11 protein-coding genes are annotated in these 15,143 nt (G+C 63.4%); 6 read left to right on the top strand and 5 right to left on the bottom strand.

Features of this window, described 5'->3' with window-relative positions; all coding sequences use genetic code 11:
• Positions 1–67 precede the first annotated feature (67 nt).
• Positions 68–1,411 (top strand): pentapeptide repeat-containing protein, encoded by a 1,344-nt coding sequence (locus MMAR10_RS06545; RefSeq protein ID WP_041636848.1) that lies wholly within the window; start codon positions 68–70, stop codon positions 1,409–1,411.
• Positions 1,412–1,486: 75 nt separating this feature from the next.
• Here the strand turns inward: MMAR10_RS06545 and aspS are convergent, their stop codons facing one another.
• Both aspS and MMAR10_RS06535 read right to left on the bottom strand, forming a co-directional pair.
• Entirely contained in the window at positions 1,487–3,304 is a 1,818-nt protein-coding gene (gene aspS, locus MMAR10_RS06540) for an aspartate--tRNA ligase (protein WP_011643197.1), read from the bottom strand.
• 904 nt (positions 3,305–4,208) lie between these two features.
• Complete coding sequence (locus tag MMAR10_RS06535) at positions 4,209–5,033, bottom strand: flagellin (protein ID WP_011643196.1); 825 nt, start codon at positions 5,031–5,033, stop codon at positions 4,209–4,211.
• Between the two features lie 466 nt (positions 5,034–5,499).
• Between MMAR10_RS06535 and MMAR10_RS06530 the strand changes: the two genes are divergently transcribed.
• From MMAR10_RS06530 to rnd, 5 genes are all read left to right on the top strand, one after another.
• A complete protein-coding gene (locus MMAR10_RS06530; protein ID WP_011643195.1) occupies positions 5,500–6,123 on the top strand; it encodes a TetR/AcrR family transcriptional regulator in 624 nt (207 codons plus the stop codon).
• A 57-nt stretch (positions 6,124–6,180) separates the two neighbouring features.
• Positions 6,181–6,942: a lysophospholipid acyltransferase family protein gene (locus MMAR10_RS06525; RefSeq protein WP_011643194.1), complete on the top strand. Its 762-nt coding sequence runs from the start codon at positions 6,181–6,183 to the stop codon at positions 6,940–6,942.
• 35 nt (positions 6,943–6,977) lie between these two features.
• Positions 6,978–7,703 (top strand): lysophospholipid acyltransferase family protein, encoded by a 726-nt coding sequence (locus MMAR10_RS06520; protein WP_011643193.1) that lies wholly within the window; start codon positions 6,978–6,980, stop codon positions 7,701–7,703.
• A complete protein-coding gene (locus MMAR10_RS06515) occupies positions 7,700–9,007 on the top strand; it encodes an MFS transporter (RefSeq protein ID WP_011643192.1) in 1,308 nt (435 codons plus the stop codon). Before MMAR10_RS06520 ends, MMAR10_RS06515 begins: the two co-directional genes overlap by 4 nt.
• 89 nt (positions 9,008–9,096) lie before the next feature.
• Positions 9,097–10,257, top strand: coding sequence for a ribonuclease D (gene rnd, locus MMAR10_RS06510; RefSeq protein WP_011643191.1), 1,161 nt, complete (start codon positions 9,097–9,099; stop codon positions 10,255–10,257).
• A gap of 477 nt (positions 10,258–10,734) precedes the next feature.
• Here rnd and MMAR10_RS06505 read toward each other — a convergent pair whose 3' ends face one another.
• Genes MMAR10_RS06505 through MMAR10_RS06495 form a run of 3 tightly spaced genes read right to left on the bottom strand, consistent with a single transcriptional unit; the run spans position 10,735 to position 15,131 of the window.
• Positions 10,735–12,273 carry a Ppx/GppA family phosphatase gene (locus MMAR10_RS06505; RefSeq protein ID WP_150099723.1) on the bottom strand — a complete coding sequence of 513 codons (1,539 nt, stop codon included), beginning with the start codon at positions 12,271–12,273 and terminating at the stop codon, positions 10,735–10,737.
• Positions 12,274–12,279: 6 nt separating this feature from the next.
• Positions 12,280–14,454: an RNA degradosome polyphosphate kinase gene (locus MMAR10_RS06500; protein WP_011643189.1), complete on the bottom strand. Its 2,175-nt coding sequence runs from the start codon at positions 14,452–14,454 to the stop codon at positions 12,280–12,282.
• Positions 14,451–15,131 (bottom strand): hypothetical protein, encoded by a 681-nt coding sequence (locus MMAR10_RS06495; protein WP_041637374.1) that lies wholly within the window; start codon positions 15,129–15,131, stop codon positions 14,451–14,453. Before MMAR10_RS06495 ends, MMAR10_RS06500 begins: the two co-directional genes overlap by 4 nt.
• Positions 15,132–15,143: the final 12 nt, after the last annotated feature.

The following is a 15,143-nucleotide window of genomic DNA, read 5'->3' as shown; positions in this document are numbered from 1 at the left end:
GTTACCGTGATTTAAGTCGCTTTGCCGGGGACTGTGGCCTATCCGTGGGGACATGCGAAACAGTTTGATGACATTCGCCTCTGCTGCCGCGCTGCTGACCGTGGTGGCCGCGTCTGCCTTCGCCGGGGGCGACGACCATCCGCGCCGTGGCCTGGCCATCGGCGGCGAATGCGAAGGTTGCGACTTTTCCGACAAGAACATGGCCAATGCCGTCTTCATCGGCGCCAATTTCGAAGGGACGAGCTTCTCCCGGTCGGAACTCCATTCAGTCTCGATGATCGAGAGCCGGTTCAACGATACCGATTTCACCGACACCATCATGGTCAATTCACGCTTGACCGGGGTCACCTTTTCACGGGCCAACCTGTCCGGCGCGACGCTGTCCAACTCGATCATTGAGCGCGTGAACTTTTCCTCGGCTGACCTCTCCGAGACCGACTTCACCGGCTCCCAGATGGTCTTCGTGACCTTTATCGGCTCGTCGCTGAACGACACGCTGTTTGCCGACGCCCGGCTGCGCCAGGTCAATTTTCTTCGAGCCGACCTGAATGACACCAATTTCCGGAGTGCCGAGCTGCGCCGCGCCAATTTCGCCGAGGTTCATGGACGAGATGTCAATTTCCAGGACGCGGATCTGAGCGGCGCCAATTTCCGGAACGCCGATCTGCACGATGTCGACTTCACCGGAGCGATATTGCTGGGCGCCAATTTCTCTGGTGCCGAAATCCGGGAAACCACCGGTCTGAACAAGTCCACGCTTGCCGGCGCTTGCGGCAATGACGAAACCTCATTGGGCGAGGACATCGCCTTGCCTGCCTGCAGCGGCCAGCCTGTTTCGGCTCCTGGTGAGGTGTCCCTGGAATATGCCCTTCGCCTGACGGGTTCCGAGCGGGTCGAACGCATGGTCGAGCTACAGGCGCTGGAAAATGCCCGCATCGAAATCCTGTCAGAGATTGGCGCCGCCCTGCAATTGCACGCGACCGAACTCGACCGGGATGCGATCCGGTCCGCAGCCAATGAGGCGATGCGGGAGATCGCCCGGTCCGAGCGGGAATTGCGGCGCATCGAGCGACAGCGCGAGCACCGCCGCGAAGCTGTCAGCGATGAACGTCGGCGCATCATCGAGGATGCCCGCCGCGAGGCGATGCAAGCCAATGAGGCTGCCCGCGAAGCGCTCCGCGAGGATAGCCGGGCACGGACCGAATCGACACGGCGGGCAACGGCGCGCATCGAAACCGAACACGGCACCTATATCATCGAACTTCCCGATACCGACACCGACCCGATCTGGGTGGTCGACCATGACGAAACCCGCCATCACGTCTTCCCGACGCCGCCCGCAGCACCGGCTCCGCCGCGGCCCGATCCGGCGCATGAGAACCACGACACGCCGGACCACCCCGAGCCCTGATTGCGGCAATGATCGCCTGACAAAAAAGCCGACCCGGCGGGTCGGCTTTTTCGGTCTGATGTGGCGCGGTCAGCCTCAGCCCTTCTTGGCATCCGGCACGACCGTGCGAATGTGCAGCTCACGCAATTGCTTGAGCTCGACTTCGGCCGGCGCATTCATCATCAGGTCACGAGCCTGCTGGTCTTTCGGGAACATCACGACTTCGCGCAGGTTCTCGACACCGGCCAGCAGCATGATCATGCGGTCAACACCCGGCGCGACACCGGCGTGCGGCGGGGCACCATAGCGGAAGGCGTTGAGCATGCCGCCGAATTCCTCTTCCACCGTCGCCGCGTCATAGCCGGCAAAGGCAAAGGCTTTCAGCATCACGTCCGGACGATGGTTCCGCACGGCGCCGGAGGACAATTCCACACCATTGCAGACGATGTCGTACTGATAGGCTTTCAGCGCCAGCAGCGTGTCGGCATCGGTATCGGCGTCGAGCTTGAGGAAATCGTCCGGATCGATCTGCGGCATCGAGAACGGGTTGTGCGAGAAGTCGATCTTCTTGTTGTCCTCATCCCACTCATACATCGGGAAATCGACAATCCAGCAGAAGCGGAAAGTGTCTTTCTCGCACAGGTCGAGCTCAGCGCCGACCACATCGCGGGCCCGACCGGCAAAACCGGCGAACTCGCGCGGATCACCCGCCGCAAAGAAGCAGGCATCGCCGGCTTCCAGACCCAGTTCGACGCGCAGCGCCTCGGTCCGCTCCTCGCCGATATTCTTGGCGATCGGACCGGCCGCTTCCAGGCCGCCTTCGGCCTCACGCCAGAAGATATAACCCATGCCCGGCTGGCCCTCTTTCTGGGCCCAGGAATTCATGCGGTCACAAAAAGCCCGGCTGCCGCCGGTCTTGGCCGGGATAGCCCAGACCTGGACCTTGGGATTGCGCTCGAGCATGCCGGCAAACACCTTGAAGCCGGACCCGCGGAAGGTCTCGGAGGCATCGGACATCTTGATCGGGTTGCGCAGATCCGGCTTGTCGGACCCATACCAGCTCATCGCGTCCTTGTAGGCGATCTGGACGAAAGGCTCGTCCGGCACGGTGCGACCGTCGGCGAACTCGTCGAACAGGCCCTTCATGACCGGCTCGATCACGTCGAACACGTCCTGCTGGGTAGCAAAGCTCATTTCCATGTCGAGCTGGTAGAATTCGCCCGGTGCGCGGTCGGCCCGGGCGTCTTCATCGCGGAAACACGGTGCGATCTGGAAATAGCGGTCAAAGCCGGAGACCATGATCAGCTGTTTGAACTGCTGCGGCGCCTGCGGCAGGGCGTAGAACTTGCCCGGATGGACCCGGCTCGGCACCAGGAAGTCACGCGCCCCTTCCGGCGATGACGCGGTCAGGATCGGCGTCTGATATTCGACGAAATTCTCGTCGACCATGCGGCGGCGCAGGCTGTCGATGATCTTCGAGCGCAGCACGATGCGCTTGTGCAGGCTTTCCCGGCGCAGATCGATATAGCGGTGCTTGAGGCGAACTTCTTCCGACCAGTCCGGCTCACCAAAGACCGGCAGCGGCAGCTCTTCGGCTTCCGACTGGATTGCCAGCTCGGCCAGGCGGACCTCGATCTCGCCGGTCGGCAGGTTGGCGTTCACGGTCTCGTCGGAGCGGGCGATGACCTCACCGGTCACAGTGATCACGCTTTCAACACGCAAGCGTTCCAGCGTCGCGAAATGCGGGCTTTCCGGCTCCAGAACGACCTGGGTCAGACCGTAATGGTCGCGCAGGTCGATGAAGAGCAGACCGCCATGATCGCGCTTGCGGTGGATCCAGCCGGAAATCCGGGCCGTCTGGCCAACATGAGCCTTGCGCAGCTCGGCGCAGGTATGGGAGCGGTATGCGTGCATGGGAAAAGTGTCCGGTAAAACGGGGTTAGACAGGTTGTCGCGACATGCCGGTTTGCGGGGTGAAATGTCAAGGAGAGCGAGGGTCCGGGCGCAGTTGCGGGGCAGCAGTGATTGCGCCACGACGAGCTCGCCTGGCGTTTTGGGCAGAGAGGGTGTGCGGGATGCCGGCCGGAGCCGATAAAGCGCTGATTTTAATAACGGTAGCCACGACAAGCATCCCGCACGCGAAGATTTCCCGGGTTGCCTTCCAGCCCCCGAATCGAAGCCGACAGGATCAGGGCGGTCAATCGTTGTGCCGCGAGTCCTGCCGGCGGCCGCACCGGGTCTGGCGGTGGTCAACCCCACCAAACCGGATGCGCTCCGCTATCCCCAAACCCCCGGATAACCGGTCCGGGCCTCAAGATGGCCTGGGAACGGGAGGATTATGCGATGGCGCAAAAGGGGGGAGGATTAGTTTTCTGGATTTTTTCGCAGAGCACGTTTTCCCTCTCCCTTGGGAGAGGGGAAGGGTAAGGGGTAAATCCCGGTGAGCGCAGGAGAATTCCCCCTCATCCGCGCTACGCGCACCTTCTCCCAAGGGAGAAGGAAAGTGGCGCACAGCGGGGATAAGCTCACGCTTTGCGAGCAAGCCTCGCCAAAATACAGTCCCTTCAAACCAACCCCATTTTTCCCGGCCGCAGCCCCGCAAAAGCGGGGTGGAGAGCCGGGACCGACGCAACCATCCGGCAAATGATGAGTCTCCCATTGGTCCCGGATGGCGCTGCGCGCGTCCGGGAAAAATGAGAGGGGATGGTAGCAGGAGGGCGTTCACTGGCCCCAAAAAGAGGGGGCGCCAGAGCGCCCCCAGTTGCACGCCCTCGCGGGCCGCGCCACCAGATTGGTTATTTTTGGTTGGGATCGCCGATCAGCGGAAATATCCCAGGACCGTCGACGGGGTTGCATTGGCAATCGACAGCGCCTGCACACCCAATTGTTGTTTGACCTGAAGCGATTGCAAATGGGCGCTTTCCTTGGCCAGGTCGGCGTCAACGAGATTGCCAATCCCCGTCTCCAGCGCATCACTCAGCTTGCCAATAAAGGCCTTGTGGACACCCAGCGACTTGGAGCCGGTACCCAGCCGGGCCAGCGAGCCGTTGAGATTGTTCAGGGACGTCTCAATGGTTGCGACCAGCGTGCTGGCCTCGCCGGCCGATGCAAAAGAGGCCGTCGCAGACAGGGTCACCACCGCGCCGCCCTGCGACAGGTCTTCTGCAGCGATCGTTATCGAGGACGAGCCGCTGGCACTGGCGAGCGCCGCGATCTGCGACTTCGAGCCATCAATCAGATTGGTACCGTTGAATTCAGCCGTCTCGACGATCTTGCCGACCTGGTCGCGCAAGGCCTTGAAATCTTCGTTCAGGGCATCCCGCGAGGCCTGGTCGAGGGAGGTGTCGGACGCGGCGAGCGCCTTTTCCTTCATCTCGACCAGCGTATCGGAAATCGCTTCACCACCCGCCAGCGCAACATCCACTGTCGAGGCTGACAGGTCCAAGGATTGGGCGACGGCGACATAGCTTCGGACATCGGCGCGCATCGACTGGGCAATGGCATAGACGCCGCCATTGTCCTTGGCGGATCCGACCGCCAGGCCGGTATTGATCCGGGCCTGTACGGTCTCCAGATCGCGATTCGTCCTGTTCAGACTTTGCAGGGCAACCATGGCCCCGGCATTGGTGTTGATAGTCGCCATTTCTTGGCTCCCCCACACTTTTGAATTCCACCACCGGATCCGGCCTGGCCAACCTGTTTTCGGTCGGTCTCGATTGCCGTTCGGTACGATAAAGCTACCCGGGACTCATAAAATATTCGCTAACGGGACGGCCGAAATTCCCTTGCAGGCAAGGTGAGTTCGCAATTTCGAATACGATTCCAACACTTTGCATATTCAAATTCCGAGCCCTCAATTGCCCTTCCGGACGCGCCGGACAAACCCATGCACGGCGAAAGACAGGCCATTTTGCCAAGGCCGTGGCCCCTCCCTTGCCGCGGACACCCCATTACGCCCTGGCACCGTTTCGCGGGGGCGCGGCGCTGGCCAGCAGCCCCCATTTCCAAAAAAAGCCTCATGTAAGTGACTATTCACTTGCATCGCCCGAAACGCCTCGCTATAGGATGTGTAAATGATCATTCACTTACAGCCCTGAGGGGGACTTGAAATGACCGGGATGCTTCGAGACGGCCTGTTTGATGGCTCCAACCCGAATGTCGGTGTGACGGCCAGGACCGGCACCACCAAGGCGCGGATCGAGCGCGCCGCGCTGCAGCTGTTTGCCAGCCACGGCATGGACGGGGTTTCGATCAAGCAGATCGCCGAGGCCTGCACGATTTCGGACGGCGCCATGTATCGCCATTTCAAGTCCAAGGACGCGCTGGCCCGCCTGATGTTTGAGGCCATCCACAAGAAGCTGCTCGACATGGTCGCCGGCCATCTGACCCCGGAGGCCTCGCTGGAAGACATCTCCCGCGCCCTGGTCACGGCCTATTGCAATCTGGCCGATGAAGACCCGGCGCAATTCACCTACCACCTCACCCACCGCAACTATTTCATTGCCGCGTCAGGCGATGGCGGGGCGGACCCGTCGGATCTGATGACCGATTGCATCGCCCAGGCGATGGAGCGCGGCGAGATTCCCGAAGGTGATCCGGAGTTGCGCTCAGCCATGGCGCTGGGCGTGGTGATGCAGGCGGCCGAGTACAGCCTCTATGGCCGGATCGACCGTCCGCTCTCCCAGCATATCGACCAGTTCACCCGCGGCATCATGGCCGTGCTGCGCTCGTAATCCCACTCGCCCTTTCAACGCCACACCCTTTTTCCAGCGAAAGACAGGACACACGTCATGCGCTCTTTCATCTTCAATATCGCCTATTGGTCCCTCTCCGGCTTCTACGCCATCATTTGCGCCGTTCTGGCGCTGATCCCGGGCCGCACCGTGCTGATGCACGGGCTGCGCTCCTATGCCCGCGCCACGCTGATCCTGATGCGCCTGGTCTGCGGCATCAAAATCGAGGTGCGCGGCACCCCGCCCAAGGACCAGCCGGTGGTGATCGGTGCCAAGCACCAGTCCTGGGGCGACGGCATTGTGATGATGGCCAAGTGTGGCGATGTAAATTTCGTCTGCGGTGACCACATGCTCAAATTCCCGCTGATCGGCTGGGTGCTGAAGCGCTGCGGCGCCATCATCCTGTCCAACCAGGGCGGCCCGGCGGCGCGTGAAAGCCTGATGGCCGGCATTGTCCGCTCGCAGGGTGAAGGGCGTCCGCGCCCGGTCCTGATCTATCCGGAAGGGCATCTGACCGAGGTTGGTACCGGCATGCGCTTTCGTTCCGGCGTCTGGCACATGGCCCGCGCCCTGGAGCGTCCGATCGTGCCGGTCGCAACCAATCTGGGCCAATGCTGGCCGCAACAAAAATGGTCGAAATTCAAGGGCACGGCGGTGATCGACTTCCTCGATCCGATCCAGCCGAGCGGCAACCGCGATGCTGACCTGGCCGAACTGCAGACCCGCGTCGAGACCCGCTCACGCGCTCTGGAGGCCGAGTTTGCGCCGACCGCCAATCCGTCGCACGCTCCATCCGGACAATCGGTGATCTGCGCGTAAGACGCAGACCCGCCTGTCGATCCGGGGAGGATCCGATGCGCTCATTCATCTTCAACTTCATCTTCTGGCCAACCCTCATCGTCTTCGCGCTCATCACCTGGGTGATCAGTTTCAGCGGCTGGCGTGCCGGCGTACGGACACTGATGCGCGCCGCCTGCCGGACTGTTCGCGGCCTGATGCGCTACATTCTCGGTGCCCCGGTCGATGTACGCGGCACACCGCCGACGGGACAGGCCGTCATTATCGCCGCCAAGCACCAGTCCTGGGCCGATGGCTTCTTGATGATGGCAATCATGGGCGACATCAATTTCGTGATCGGCAATGAGATCGGCAAATTCCCGCTGGTCGGCCGCATCATCCGGGTGTCCGGTGCGACCATGGTCAACTCGCCGGGCCTGACCGGCGCCCAGGGGGCCCTGGCCGAAGCCATCAATGCCGCCGCCGACGATCCGCGCCCGCTGCTGATCTATCCGGAAGGCCGCCTGCCACCGGTCGGCGAGAGCTTCCGCTACCGAAAGGGCGTGCACCTGATGTATGAAACCCTCGAGCGGACGGTGATCCCGGTCGCCACCAATAGCGGGCTGCGCTGGCCGCAGAACCGCTGGACCAAGCATCCCGGCCCTGCCGTCATCGAATTCCTCGATGCAATACCGCCCGGCCTGCCACGCGACGATTTCCTGCCGCGCCTGAAACTGACCATCGAAACCCGCACCCGTGCCCTCGAAGCCGAGGGCCAGGCCACCAAGGAGGCCCGCTCATGAGTGCCAAGATCGCCGCCCAGCTGGTCACCCAGCGCCGCTTCCTGCCGCTTCTGATCACCCAGTCGCTCGGCGCTTTCAACGATAACTTCTTCCGCTATTCCCTGGTCACATTGGTGACCTTGGGCGGGTTGACCCTGTTCGACATCGAACGCGACATGATGGTGCCCATCGCGGCATCCCTGTTCACGATCCCGATCTTCCTGTTCTCGGCCATCGCCGGTCGCATGGCGGACAAGTTTGACCGCACGCGGATCATGCGCTTCGCCAAGTTCGCAGAGATCTGGCTGATGCTGATCGTTGCGCTCGGCTTTCTTCTGGAACAACCGCTTTTGTTGATGGTCGCCCTCTTCCTCATGGGCACGCAATCGGCCCTGTTCACGCCGGCCAAGAATTCGGCGCTGCCGACCCTGTTGAAGCCTGAAGAACTGGTCCCGGCCAACGCCATGATGTCTGGCCTGCTCAACGTCTCGGTCCTGGTCGGCATCGGGCTGGGGACCTGGTTGGTGATGCGGCCCTTCGGTCCTGAACTTGTCGGTGTGGGCCTGGTTGTCATGGCCACCCTCGGCTGGCTGGCCAGCCGGCAATTGCCGGAAGCCAAGGCATCCCATCCTGAAATGCCACTCACCTTCAACTTCATCGGCGAGACCGTGCGTGTCCTCAATTATGCCTTCAAGGCACCGCAGGTGCTTCGCCCCCTGCTCGGCGCGGCCTGGTTCTGGATGCTGGCGGCGTCGATCATCACGCTGATGCCGGTCTTCACCGCCTCGGTCCTCGGCGCGGATGAGAGCGTGATCCTTTTGTTCAGCGCCCTGTTCACCATCGGCGCAGCCATCGGGGCACTCCTGTGTGGCGCCCTGTCCGGTGAGGGTGATGCCCTGCCCTTCTCGATCACCGGCGCCATCGGCCTGGTGGTGTTCACCACCGATGTCGCCCTGATCACCTGGTCCAATCCGCTGGTGCCCGAGGGCGCTGCGCTGATCGCAGCCGATGCCTTCCTGGCCGACAAGGCCAATTGGCGCATCCTGATCGATCTGGGACTCGCCGCCATCTCGGCCGGCCTGTTCGTGGTGCCGCTGCAAGCCATGGCCCAGCGCCGGGCGCCGGCAGAGCTGCGCGGTCGCCTGCTGGCGGCGGGCGGGATCATGAATGCGGCGACGGCGACGCTGGGCCAGTTCACCCTTGCTGGCATTGCCCTGATGCAGCTGCCGATCCAGATGGCCTTCCTGATGATCGCCTTCATCTCCGGCCTCGCCGTCCTGTTCATTCTGTGGCGTCTCAACCTGCGCCGCGGCGCCACAGCCTGAGCCCTATTTGCTTCGGCCGGCCCGGAAAGCGTCTCCGGGCTGGCCGAATCGATAGCCAAATCACCCGGTCCGCGCTAAATGCCCGCACCATGACAATGATTACCACGACCGAGGCCCTCGAAGCGGCCTGCGACGCCCTCCTGCAGCATCCCTATGTCGCTGTGGACACCGAGTTCATGCGCGAGACGGTTTACTGGCCCCAGCTGTGCCTGATCCAGGCCGCCGCCGGTGAAACCGAGGTCATCATCGACCCGCTCGCCGAGGGTATCGATCTGGAACCCTTTTGGGAGCTGATGGCGGATGAGCGCATCATCAAGGTCTTCCACGCCGCCCGCCAGGATCTGGAAATCTTCTTCCATCAGGGTGGCGACGCGCTGATCCCGCATCCGATGTTCGACAGCCAGGTTGCCGCCATGGCGCTCGGCCTGGGCGACTCGATCGCCTATGACGCGCTGGTCCGGACACTGCTGAACAGGCCGATTGATAAAGGCCCGCGCTTCACCGACTGGTCGCGCCGCCCGCTGTCCGATGCCCAGACCAAATACGCCATCGCCGATGTCACCCATCTGCGCGACCTCTACCCGATGATGGTCGAGCGGCTGGAAAAGACCGGCCGCACCGAATGGCTGGCCGGCGAGATGAAAACACTCACCAGCCCGTCGACCTATCGCCTCGACCCGGAGGAAAGCTGGCGCCGGATGAAGCTGCGCAAGACGACGACCAAATGGGTCGCTTCCCTGCGCGCCGCCGCGGCCTGGCGCGAGACCGAGGCCCAGACCCGCGACATGCCGCGCCAGCGCGTGATGAAGGATGACGCGATCTACGAGATCGCCAATGTCGCCCCGACCGCGCCGGAACAGCTGACCGGCCTGCGCGCCGTGCCCAAGGGCTTTGAACGCTCCAGCGCCGCCAAACGCCTGTTCGACAAGATGAGCGAAGCCCTCGCCGACGCCGAGGCCTATGCCCCCAAGGTCGAAAAGCCGGCCCCGCCGCCGCAGGGTGTCGGTCCGACGGTCGAACTCCTGAAAGTTTTCCTCAAGCTGGTCGCCGACGAAAAAGACGTCGCCCCGCGCCTGATCGCCAATGCCGCCGACCTGGAAAAGATCGCCGCCGACGACAAGGCCGACGTCCAGGCCCTGACCGGCTGGCGCCGCGAGGTCTTCGGCGAGCCCGCCCTCAAGCTCAAGCGCGGCGAGATGGCGCTGGCTTTGAAGGACGGCAAGGTCGTCGTGGTGGACACGAAGGGCTGAGGGTCGGGCTGAGCGCCTCGCCTCACCTCTATAATTGCGCGGATCACCTGGACGAGAACCTGCGAGTGAGGCGGCATGTCCGGTGTGCGACCTGGTCCCAGAACTCAGCGCTCCGGCGCAGACGTAACCATCAACCCCTTGTCAGCCAGCGGGCCGAATCCGGTTCTTCAGCTCAAGGGTGAAACCGCGCAGCGGCGGCGAGGCCGCCCTTGACCTGAAGAACCGGATTCGGCGGACTCCCGGCAAGAGGTTTATGGCGGGGTGTGCGCCTGCGGCGCGGGGTTAGCGGGAATAATTGTGTCTGAAACAAACCGGGACAGACACCAACTTCACTTAATACAGAACCGCCAATTCTGCCCGAAAATGGTAACAGGTGTCCGAAGAGATCCCCGTGACAGCCTGCCCCCCCTCACTCAGCCCTTCGGGCCACCTTCTCCCACGGGAGAAGGACGCGCCGCCCCTCACCTCACCGCGGCGCTACCTCCCCAACCCACTCACATAAACCACCTCGCCCGTCCGCCCCACAGCGGCCGCGAGCTGGTCGAGCAGGGCGACGGAGCGTTCGACATAGAGGTCGCGGACGCTTTCATCGACTTCCAAGCGGATCACGTCCGGGCCGACGGTGAGTGAGTAGCGGTCCAGCAAGGCGGGGGATCGCCCGGACAGCTTGGCGCCGAGGCGCAGCGACAGGCCGAGCATCTGGGCCAGATTGTGCTGCTCCTCGGTGATCAGGTGGAAGATCGGATCATCCTCCAGCACGGCGCGCTTGCCGGCATAGCGATAATGGATGGCGGCAGCGAGGAAGACCCGTTCGGCATGGCTGACGCCGGCAAAGGGCGCGTAGAGCACGATGTCACGGGCCAGGTCGGCGCGATGGTCCGGGTGCTGGCGGGCGCCCAGATCGGTGAGCCGCGTGGCGGCCTCGTGCAGGATCTGGTCGCGGACATCACCGAAGGCGGTTTCGAGCGCTCCAAAGGCCGGCACCAGCCAGCGCGCCAGGGCGCGGCCGAAATCGGGTGTGGGGGCATTGGGCCGGGCCATCGCCTCGGCGCCGGCGATCAACGGGTCCTGGGCCAGCAGCGCCGGCGGCAAGCCGGACGCCAAGACGCCTTCGCGCACACCAAAGGCCGAGAAAACCAGGCGCTCGAAGCCGCCATGCTTCATGATCCGGCCCAACAGCAAGGCCGCATAGGGCAGGGTCGACACACGGCGCGAGGAGACACCGGGCGTGCCGCGCAAGGAGGCCGGGCTGAGCCGCGTCGCCAGACGGGTCAGCTCGTCGGCCCGCTTGGCGGTCAGGGCAAATTCATGGACCACATTGAGCGGATAGCCAAAACGGGCAAAGGCCAGCTGGCCCAGTGCGCGCCAGGCACCGCCAACGGCATAGAAGGCGCCGCCCTGCCCGGTCAGCTGACCGGTCGCCAAAAGCTGCGCGTCGATCGCGGCGATGGTGACGGCCTCGTCCATCGGGCCGTCATCAAGCATTTCCTGCGGACCAAGCGCTGTCGTCACCCCGCGTCCGGGCAGGCCGTCATGCATCGTCGTCAGCTCGAGGCTCGACCCGCCCAGATCGCCCATCAGGCCCTGGGCGTCCGGAATGCCGGCGCCGACACCCATGGCCGACAGACGGGCCTCGTCCTCGCCGGACAGCACCCGCACCACGAATCCTGTCAGCTCGGCAACCTCGGCAATGAAATCGGGGCCATCCTTGGCGTTGCGGACAGCAGCCGTGGCGACAACATGGCGGTCACCGACGCCCTTGGCATCGAGCAGGCGCTGAAAGCGCTTGAGCGCGCGCAAGGCAATCTCGCGGCCTTCGGGATGCAGCTTTCCTGTATCATGAACGCCGCGCCCGAGGCCCGCCATGACCTTCTCGTTGAAAATCGGCCAGAGCGAGCGCCCCTCGACCCGGAAATGGACCAGGCGAACCGAGTTCGAGCCGACATCAATAACCGCGATGTCGCGGTGGATGGCCTGCTCGGCCATGAAGTCGGAGGGCGGAATGGGCTGGGTCAAACGGGCTCAGCCATTGCTGTCGACAAGCACGGGCGGTTGGTCATTCTTCAGCGCATGGCCGCGCCCGGACAGGGACGGGTTGGTCATGAAATAGGCGTGGGCGCTGAAGCGCTTGTCGACATTGGCTGTGTCGACGCGGCGATAATCACCCTCCCCGTCCATGTACCAGGACTGGTCGGTATCATTGAGATTGGCGACCATGATCTGGTCGAGCACCTGGCGGTGCACGGTCGGGTTCTGGATCGGGCAGAGATGCTCGACCCGGCGGTCCAGATTGCGCGGCATCCAGTCGGCCGAGGAGATGTAGACCTTCGCCGCCGGCGACGGCATCGCCCGGCCATTGGCAAAACAGACGATGCGTGAATGCTCAAGGAAACGGCCGACGATGGATTTGACCCGGATATTGTCGGACAGGCCGGGAATGCCCGGACGAAGACAGCAAATGCCGCGCACCACCAGCTCAACCTTCACACCCGCCTGGCTGGCCCGGTAGAGCGCATCGATGATCTCTGCGTGGACCAGCGAGTTGAGCTTGGCCCAGACGGCAGCAGGCTTGCCCTCACGGGCATTGGCAATCTCCTGGTCGATATGGGCGAGGATCGATTCCTTCATCCCGATCGGCGAGACTTCCAGCCGCTCCAGATTGTCAGGCCGGGCATAGCCGGTGACATAGTTGAATACGCGGCCCGCATCGCGCCCGAAGGCCGGATCCGCGGTGAACAGCGACAGGTCGGTATAGATACGCGCCGTGATCGGGTGGTAATTGCCGGTGCCGAAATGGGCATAGGTGCGCAGGTCCGAGCCCTCTCGGCGCACAACCAGCGAGATCTTGGCGTGGGTCTTGTACTCGATAAAGCCGTAGACGACCTGAACCCCGGCCCGTTCCAGGTCGCGGGCCCATTTCAGATTGGCTTCCTCGTCGAAGCGCGCTTTCAGCTCGACCAGGGCGGTGACATTCTTGCCGCTTTCGGCCGCTTCGATCAGGGCCGCGACAATTGGGCTGTCCTTGGAGGTGCGATACAGCGTCTGCTTGATCGCCACCACATCGGGATCGGCAGCCGCCTGGCGCAGAAACTCCACCACCACATCGAAACTCTCATAAGGGTGGTGGACGATGATGTCCTTCTCGCGGATGGCCGAGAAGCAATTGCCACCATGATCGCGGATCCGTTCGGGATAGCGCGGCTCGTAGGGGGTGAAGCTGAGATCGCTGCGATCATCGGGGATGAGCTGGCTGACCTGGGCCAGGCCGAGCAGACCGTCGACCGGGACGATATCCTGCGGGCCGGCATGCATGTGCATGACGATCAGATCCCGCAAGGCCGGGGACATCCCCTCATCAATGGTCAGACGCACCACCACGCCGCGGCGGCGCTGTTTGAGCAGGTTTTCAAACTCCAGCATCAGGTCTTCGGACTCTTCCTCGACCTCGATATCGCTGTCGCGGATGACCCGGAAACTGCCCTTGCCGACCACTTCATGGCCGGGAAAGAGCGTATCGACGAACATCGTCAGAACGCTTTCCAGCGTCATGAAGCGGCGATCCGGACGGCCGCCATCCTTGCGCGGGCGGCTGGGCAGTTCGACGAATCGCTTGACGCCGCTGGGCAGCGGTATCAGGGCATTCATCAGCTTGCCGGTCCCCTTCTTGCGCAGCTGAAGGGCCAGCGCGAAGCCGAGATTGGGGATGAATGGGAAAGGGTGAGCCGGATCAATCGCCAGCGGCGTGATCACCGGCAGGGTGTGTTTGAGAAATTCCTCGCGCAGCCATGCTTCATCACTCTTCGAGACCTGGCTGGCCTCGAGCACCTTGATGCCGGCCTTGCCGATTTCCGTCTTCAGCGTGCGCCAGAGTGTCTGCTGCTTGAGCATCAACTCACCGGCCAGGGCGTGAATTTTCTCCAGCTGCTCGGCCGGGGTCAGCCCGTCAATGCTGGTCGCGGTCACGCCATTGTGGACCTGAGCGCGCAGGCCGGCGACGCGGACCATGTAGAACTCGTCCAGATTGCTCGCCGAAATCGACAGGAAGCGCAATCGTTCGAACACCGGATGGTCCGGATTGGCCGCCTCGTCGAGCACACGCAGGTTGAAGCGCACCCAGGACAATTCCCGATTGAGGAAGCGTTTGGGTGAGCCCATCAGGGCGTCGGTATCGGCGAAGTCTCCCACGGGAGCGTTCATGCCGCGTCTCCAGTCTCGGTCCAGCTGTCCAGGATTTCGCGCGCGATGGCGCGGGTGATCGGTGTTTTCTTGACGAGCGCCAGCTTGTCCATGCGTTCCGCGAGGATACGCACCGCCGCGACAGAGCGCTCCATGCGCGGCAGGAGATAGTCTATCACGCCGGGACGCACCGGCGCGCCCCTGTCGGCCAATTGTTTCTCCAGCACCCGCGTCAGCAGTACATCATCGGCCTCGTGCAGGTCGACATGGACCAGCGCCCGCAGCCGCGACACCAGATCCGGCACGCTGACTGTCCAGTGCGCCGGACGCGTCCGCGCCGTCAGCAACAAGGCGGGAATCGCGCCTTCGGCAGCGCGGTTGAAGAGATGGAAGAGCGCGTCATCATCAACACCCTGATCGACATCCTCGACGACCATGGCGCAATCGGGTTCCAGCGCGGCCAGACGGTCGCCGAGCGTCGAAGCGGGCAGGACCAGCGCCTGCTGGCGCCCGGCCCAGATCGCGGCGAGGTGTGACTTGCCGGCGCCTTCCGGTCCGATCAGGGCCATGACATTGCGCGGCCAGTCGTCCGGCCGGCCCAGCACATCGCGCGCGGCCGCGTTCGACGGCCCGGCAATGAAGGCGGCGGCGCTGAAATCCTGTCGCGCCGGAAGGTCCAGCGCCATTTGCGGTGTCATCGACATCATCAT

This window comes from Maricaulis maris MCS10 (assembly GCF_000014745.1).
GTDB classification, from domain to species: domain Bacteria; phylum Pseudomonadota; class Alphaproteobacteria; order Caulobacterales; family Maricaulaceae; genus Maricaulis; species Maricaulis maris_A.
The sequence above is the reverse complement of the archived record's forward strand: the minus strand, read 5'-3'. Positions and strand labels throughout refer to the sequence as shown.

Coding starts and splice junctions, on each gene's coding strand:
- MMAR10_RS06545 (WP_041636848.1), top strand. CDS start 68: ATGACATTCGCCTCTGCTGCCGCGCTGCTGACCGTGGTGGCCGCGTCT.
- aspS (WP_011643197.1), bottom strand. CDS start 3,304: ATGCACGCATACCGCTCCCATACCTGCGCCGAGCTGCGCAAGGCTCAT.
- MMAR10_RS06535 (WP_011643196.1), bottom strand. CDS start 5,033: ATGGCGACTATCAACACCAATGCCGGGGCCATGGTTGCCCTGCAAAGT.
- MMAR10_RS06530 (WP_011643195.1), top strand. CDS start 5,500: ATGACCGGGATGCTTCGAGACGGCCTGTTTGATGGCTCCAACCCGAAT.
- MMAR10_RS06525 (WP_011643194.1), top strand. CDS start 6,181: ATGCGCTCTTTCATCTTCAATATCGCCTATTGGTCCCTCTCCGGCTTC.
- MMAR10_RS06520 (WP_011643193.1), top strand. CDS start 6,978: ATGCGCTCATTCATCTTCAACTTCATCTTCTGGCCAACCCTCATCGTC.
- MMAR10_RS06515 (WP_011643192.1), top strand. CDS start 7,700: ATGAGTGCCAAGATCGCCGCCCAGCTGGTCACCCAGCGCCGCTTCCTG.
- rnd (WP_011643191.1), top strand. CDS start 9,097: ATGACAATGATTACCACGACCGAGGCCCTCGAAGCGGCCTGCGACGCC.
- MMAR10_RS06500 (WP_011643189.1), bottom strand. CDS start 14,454: ATGAACGCTCCCGTGGGAGACTTCGCCGATACCGACGCCCTGATGGGC.
- MMAR10_RS06495 (WP_041637374.1), bottom strand. CDS start 15,131: ATGACACCGCAAATGGCGCTGGACCTTCCGGCGCGACAGGATTTCAGC.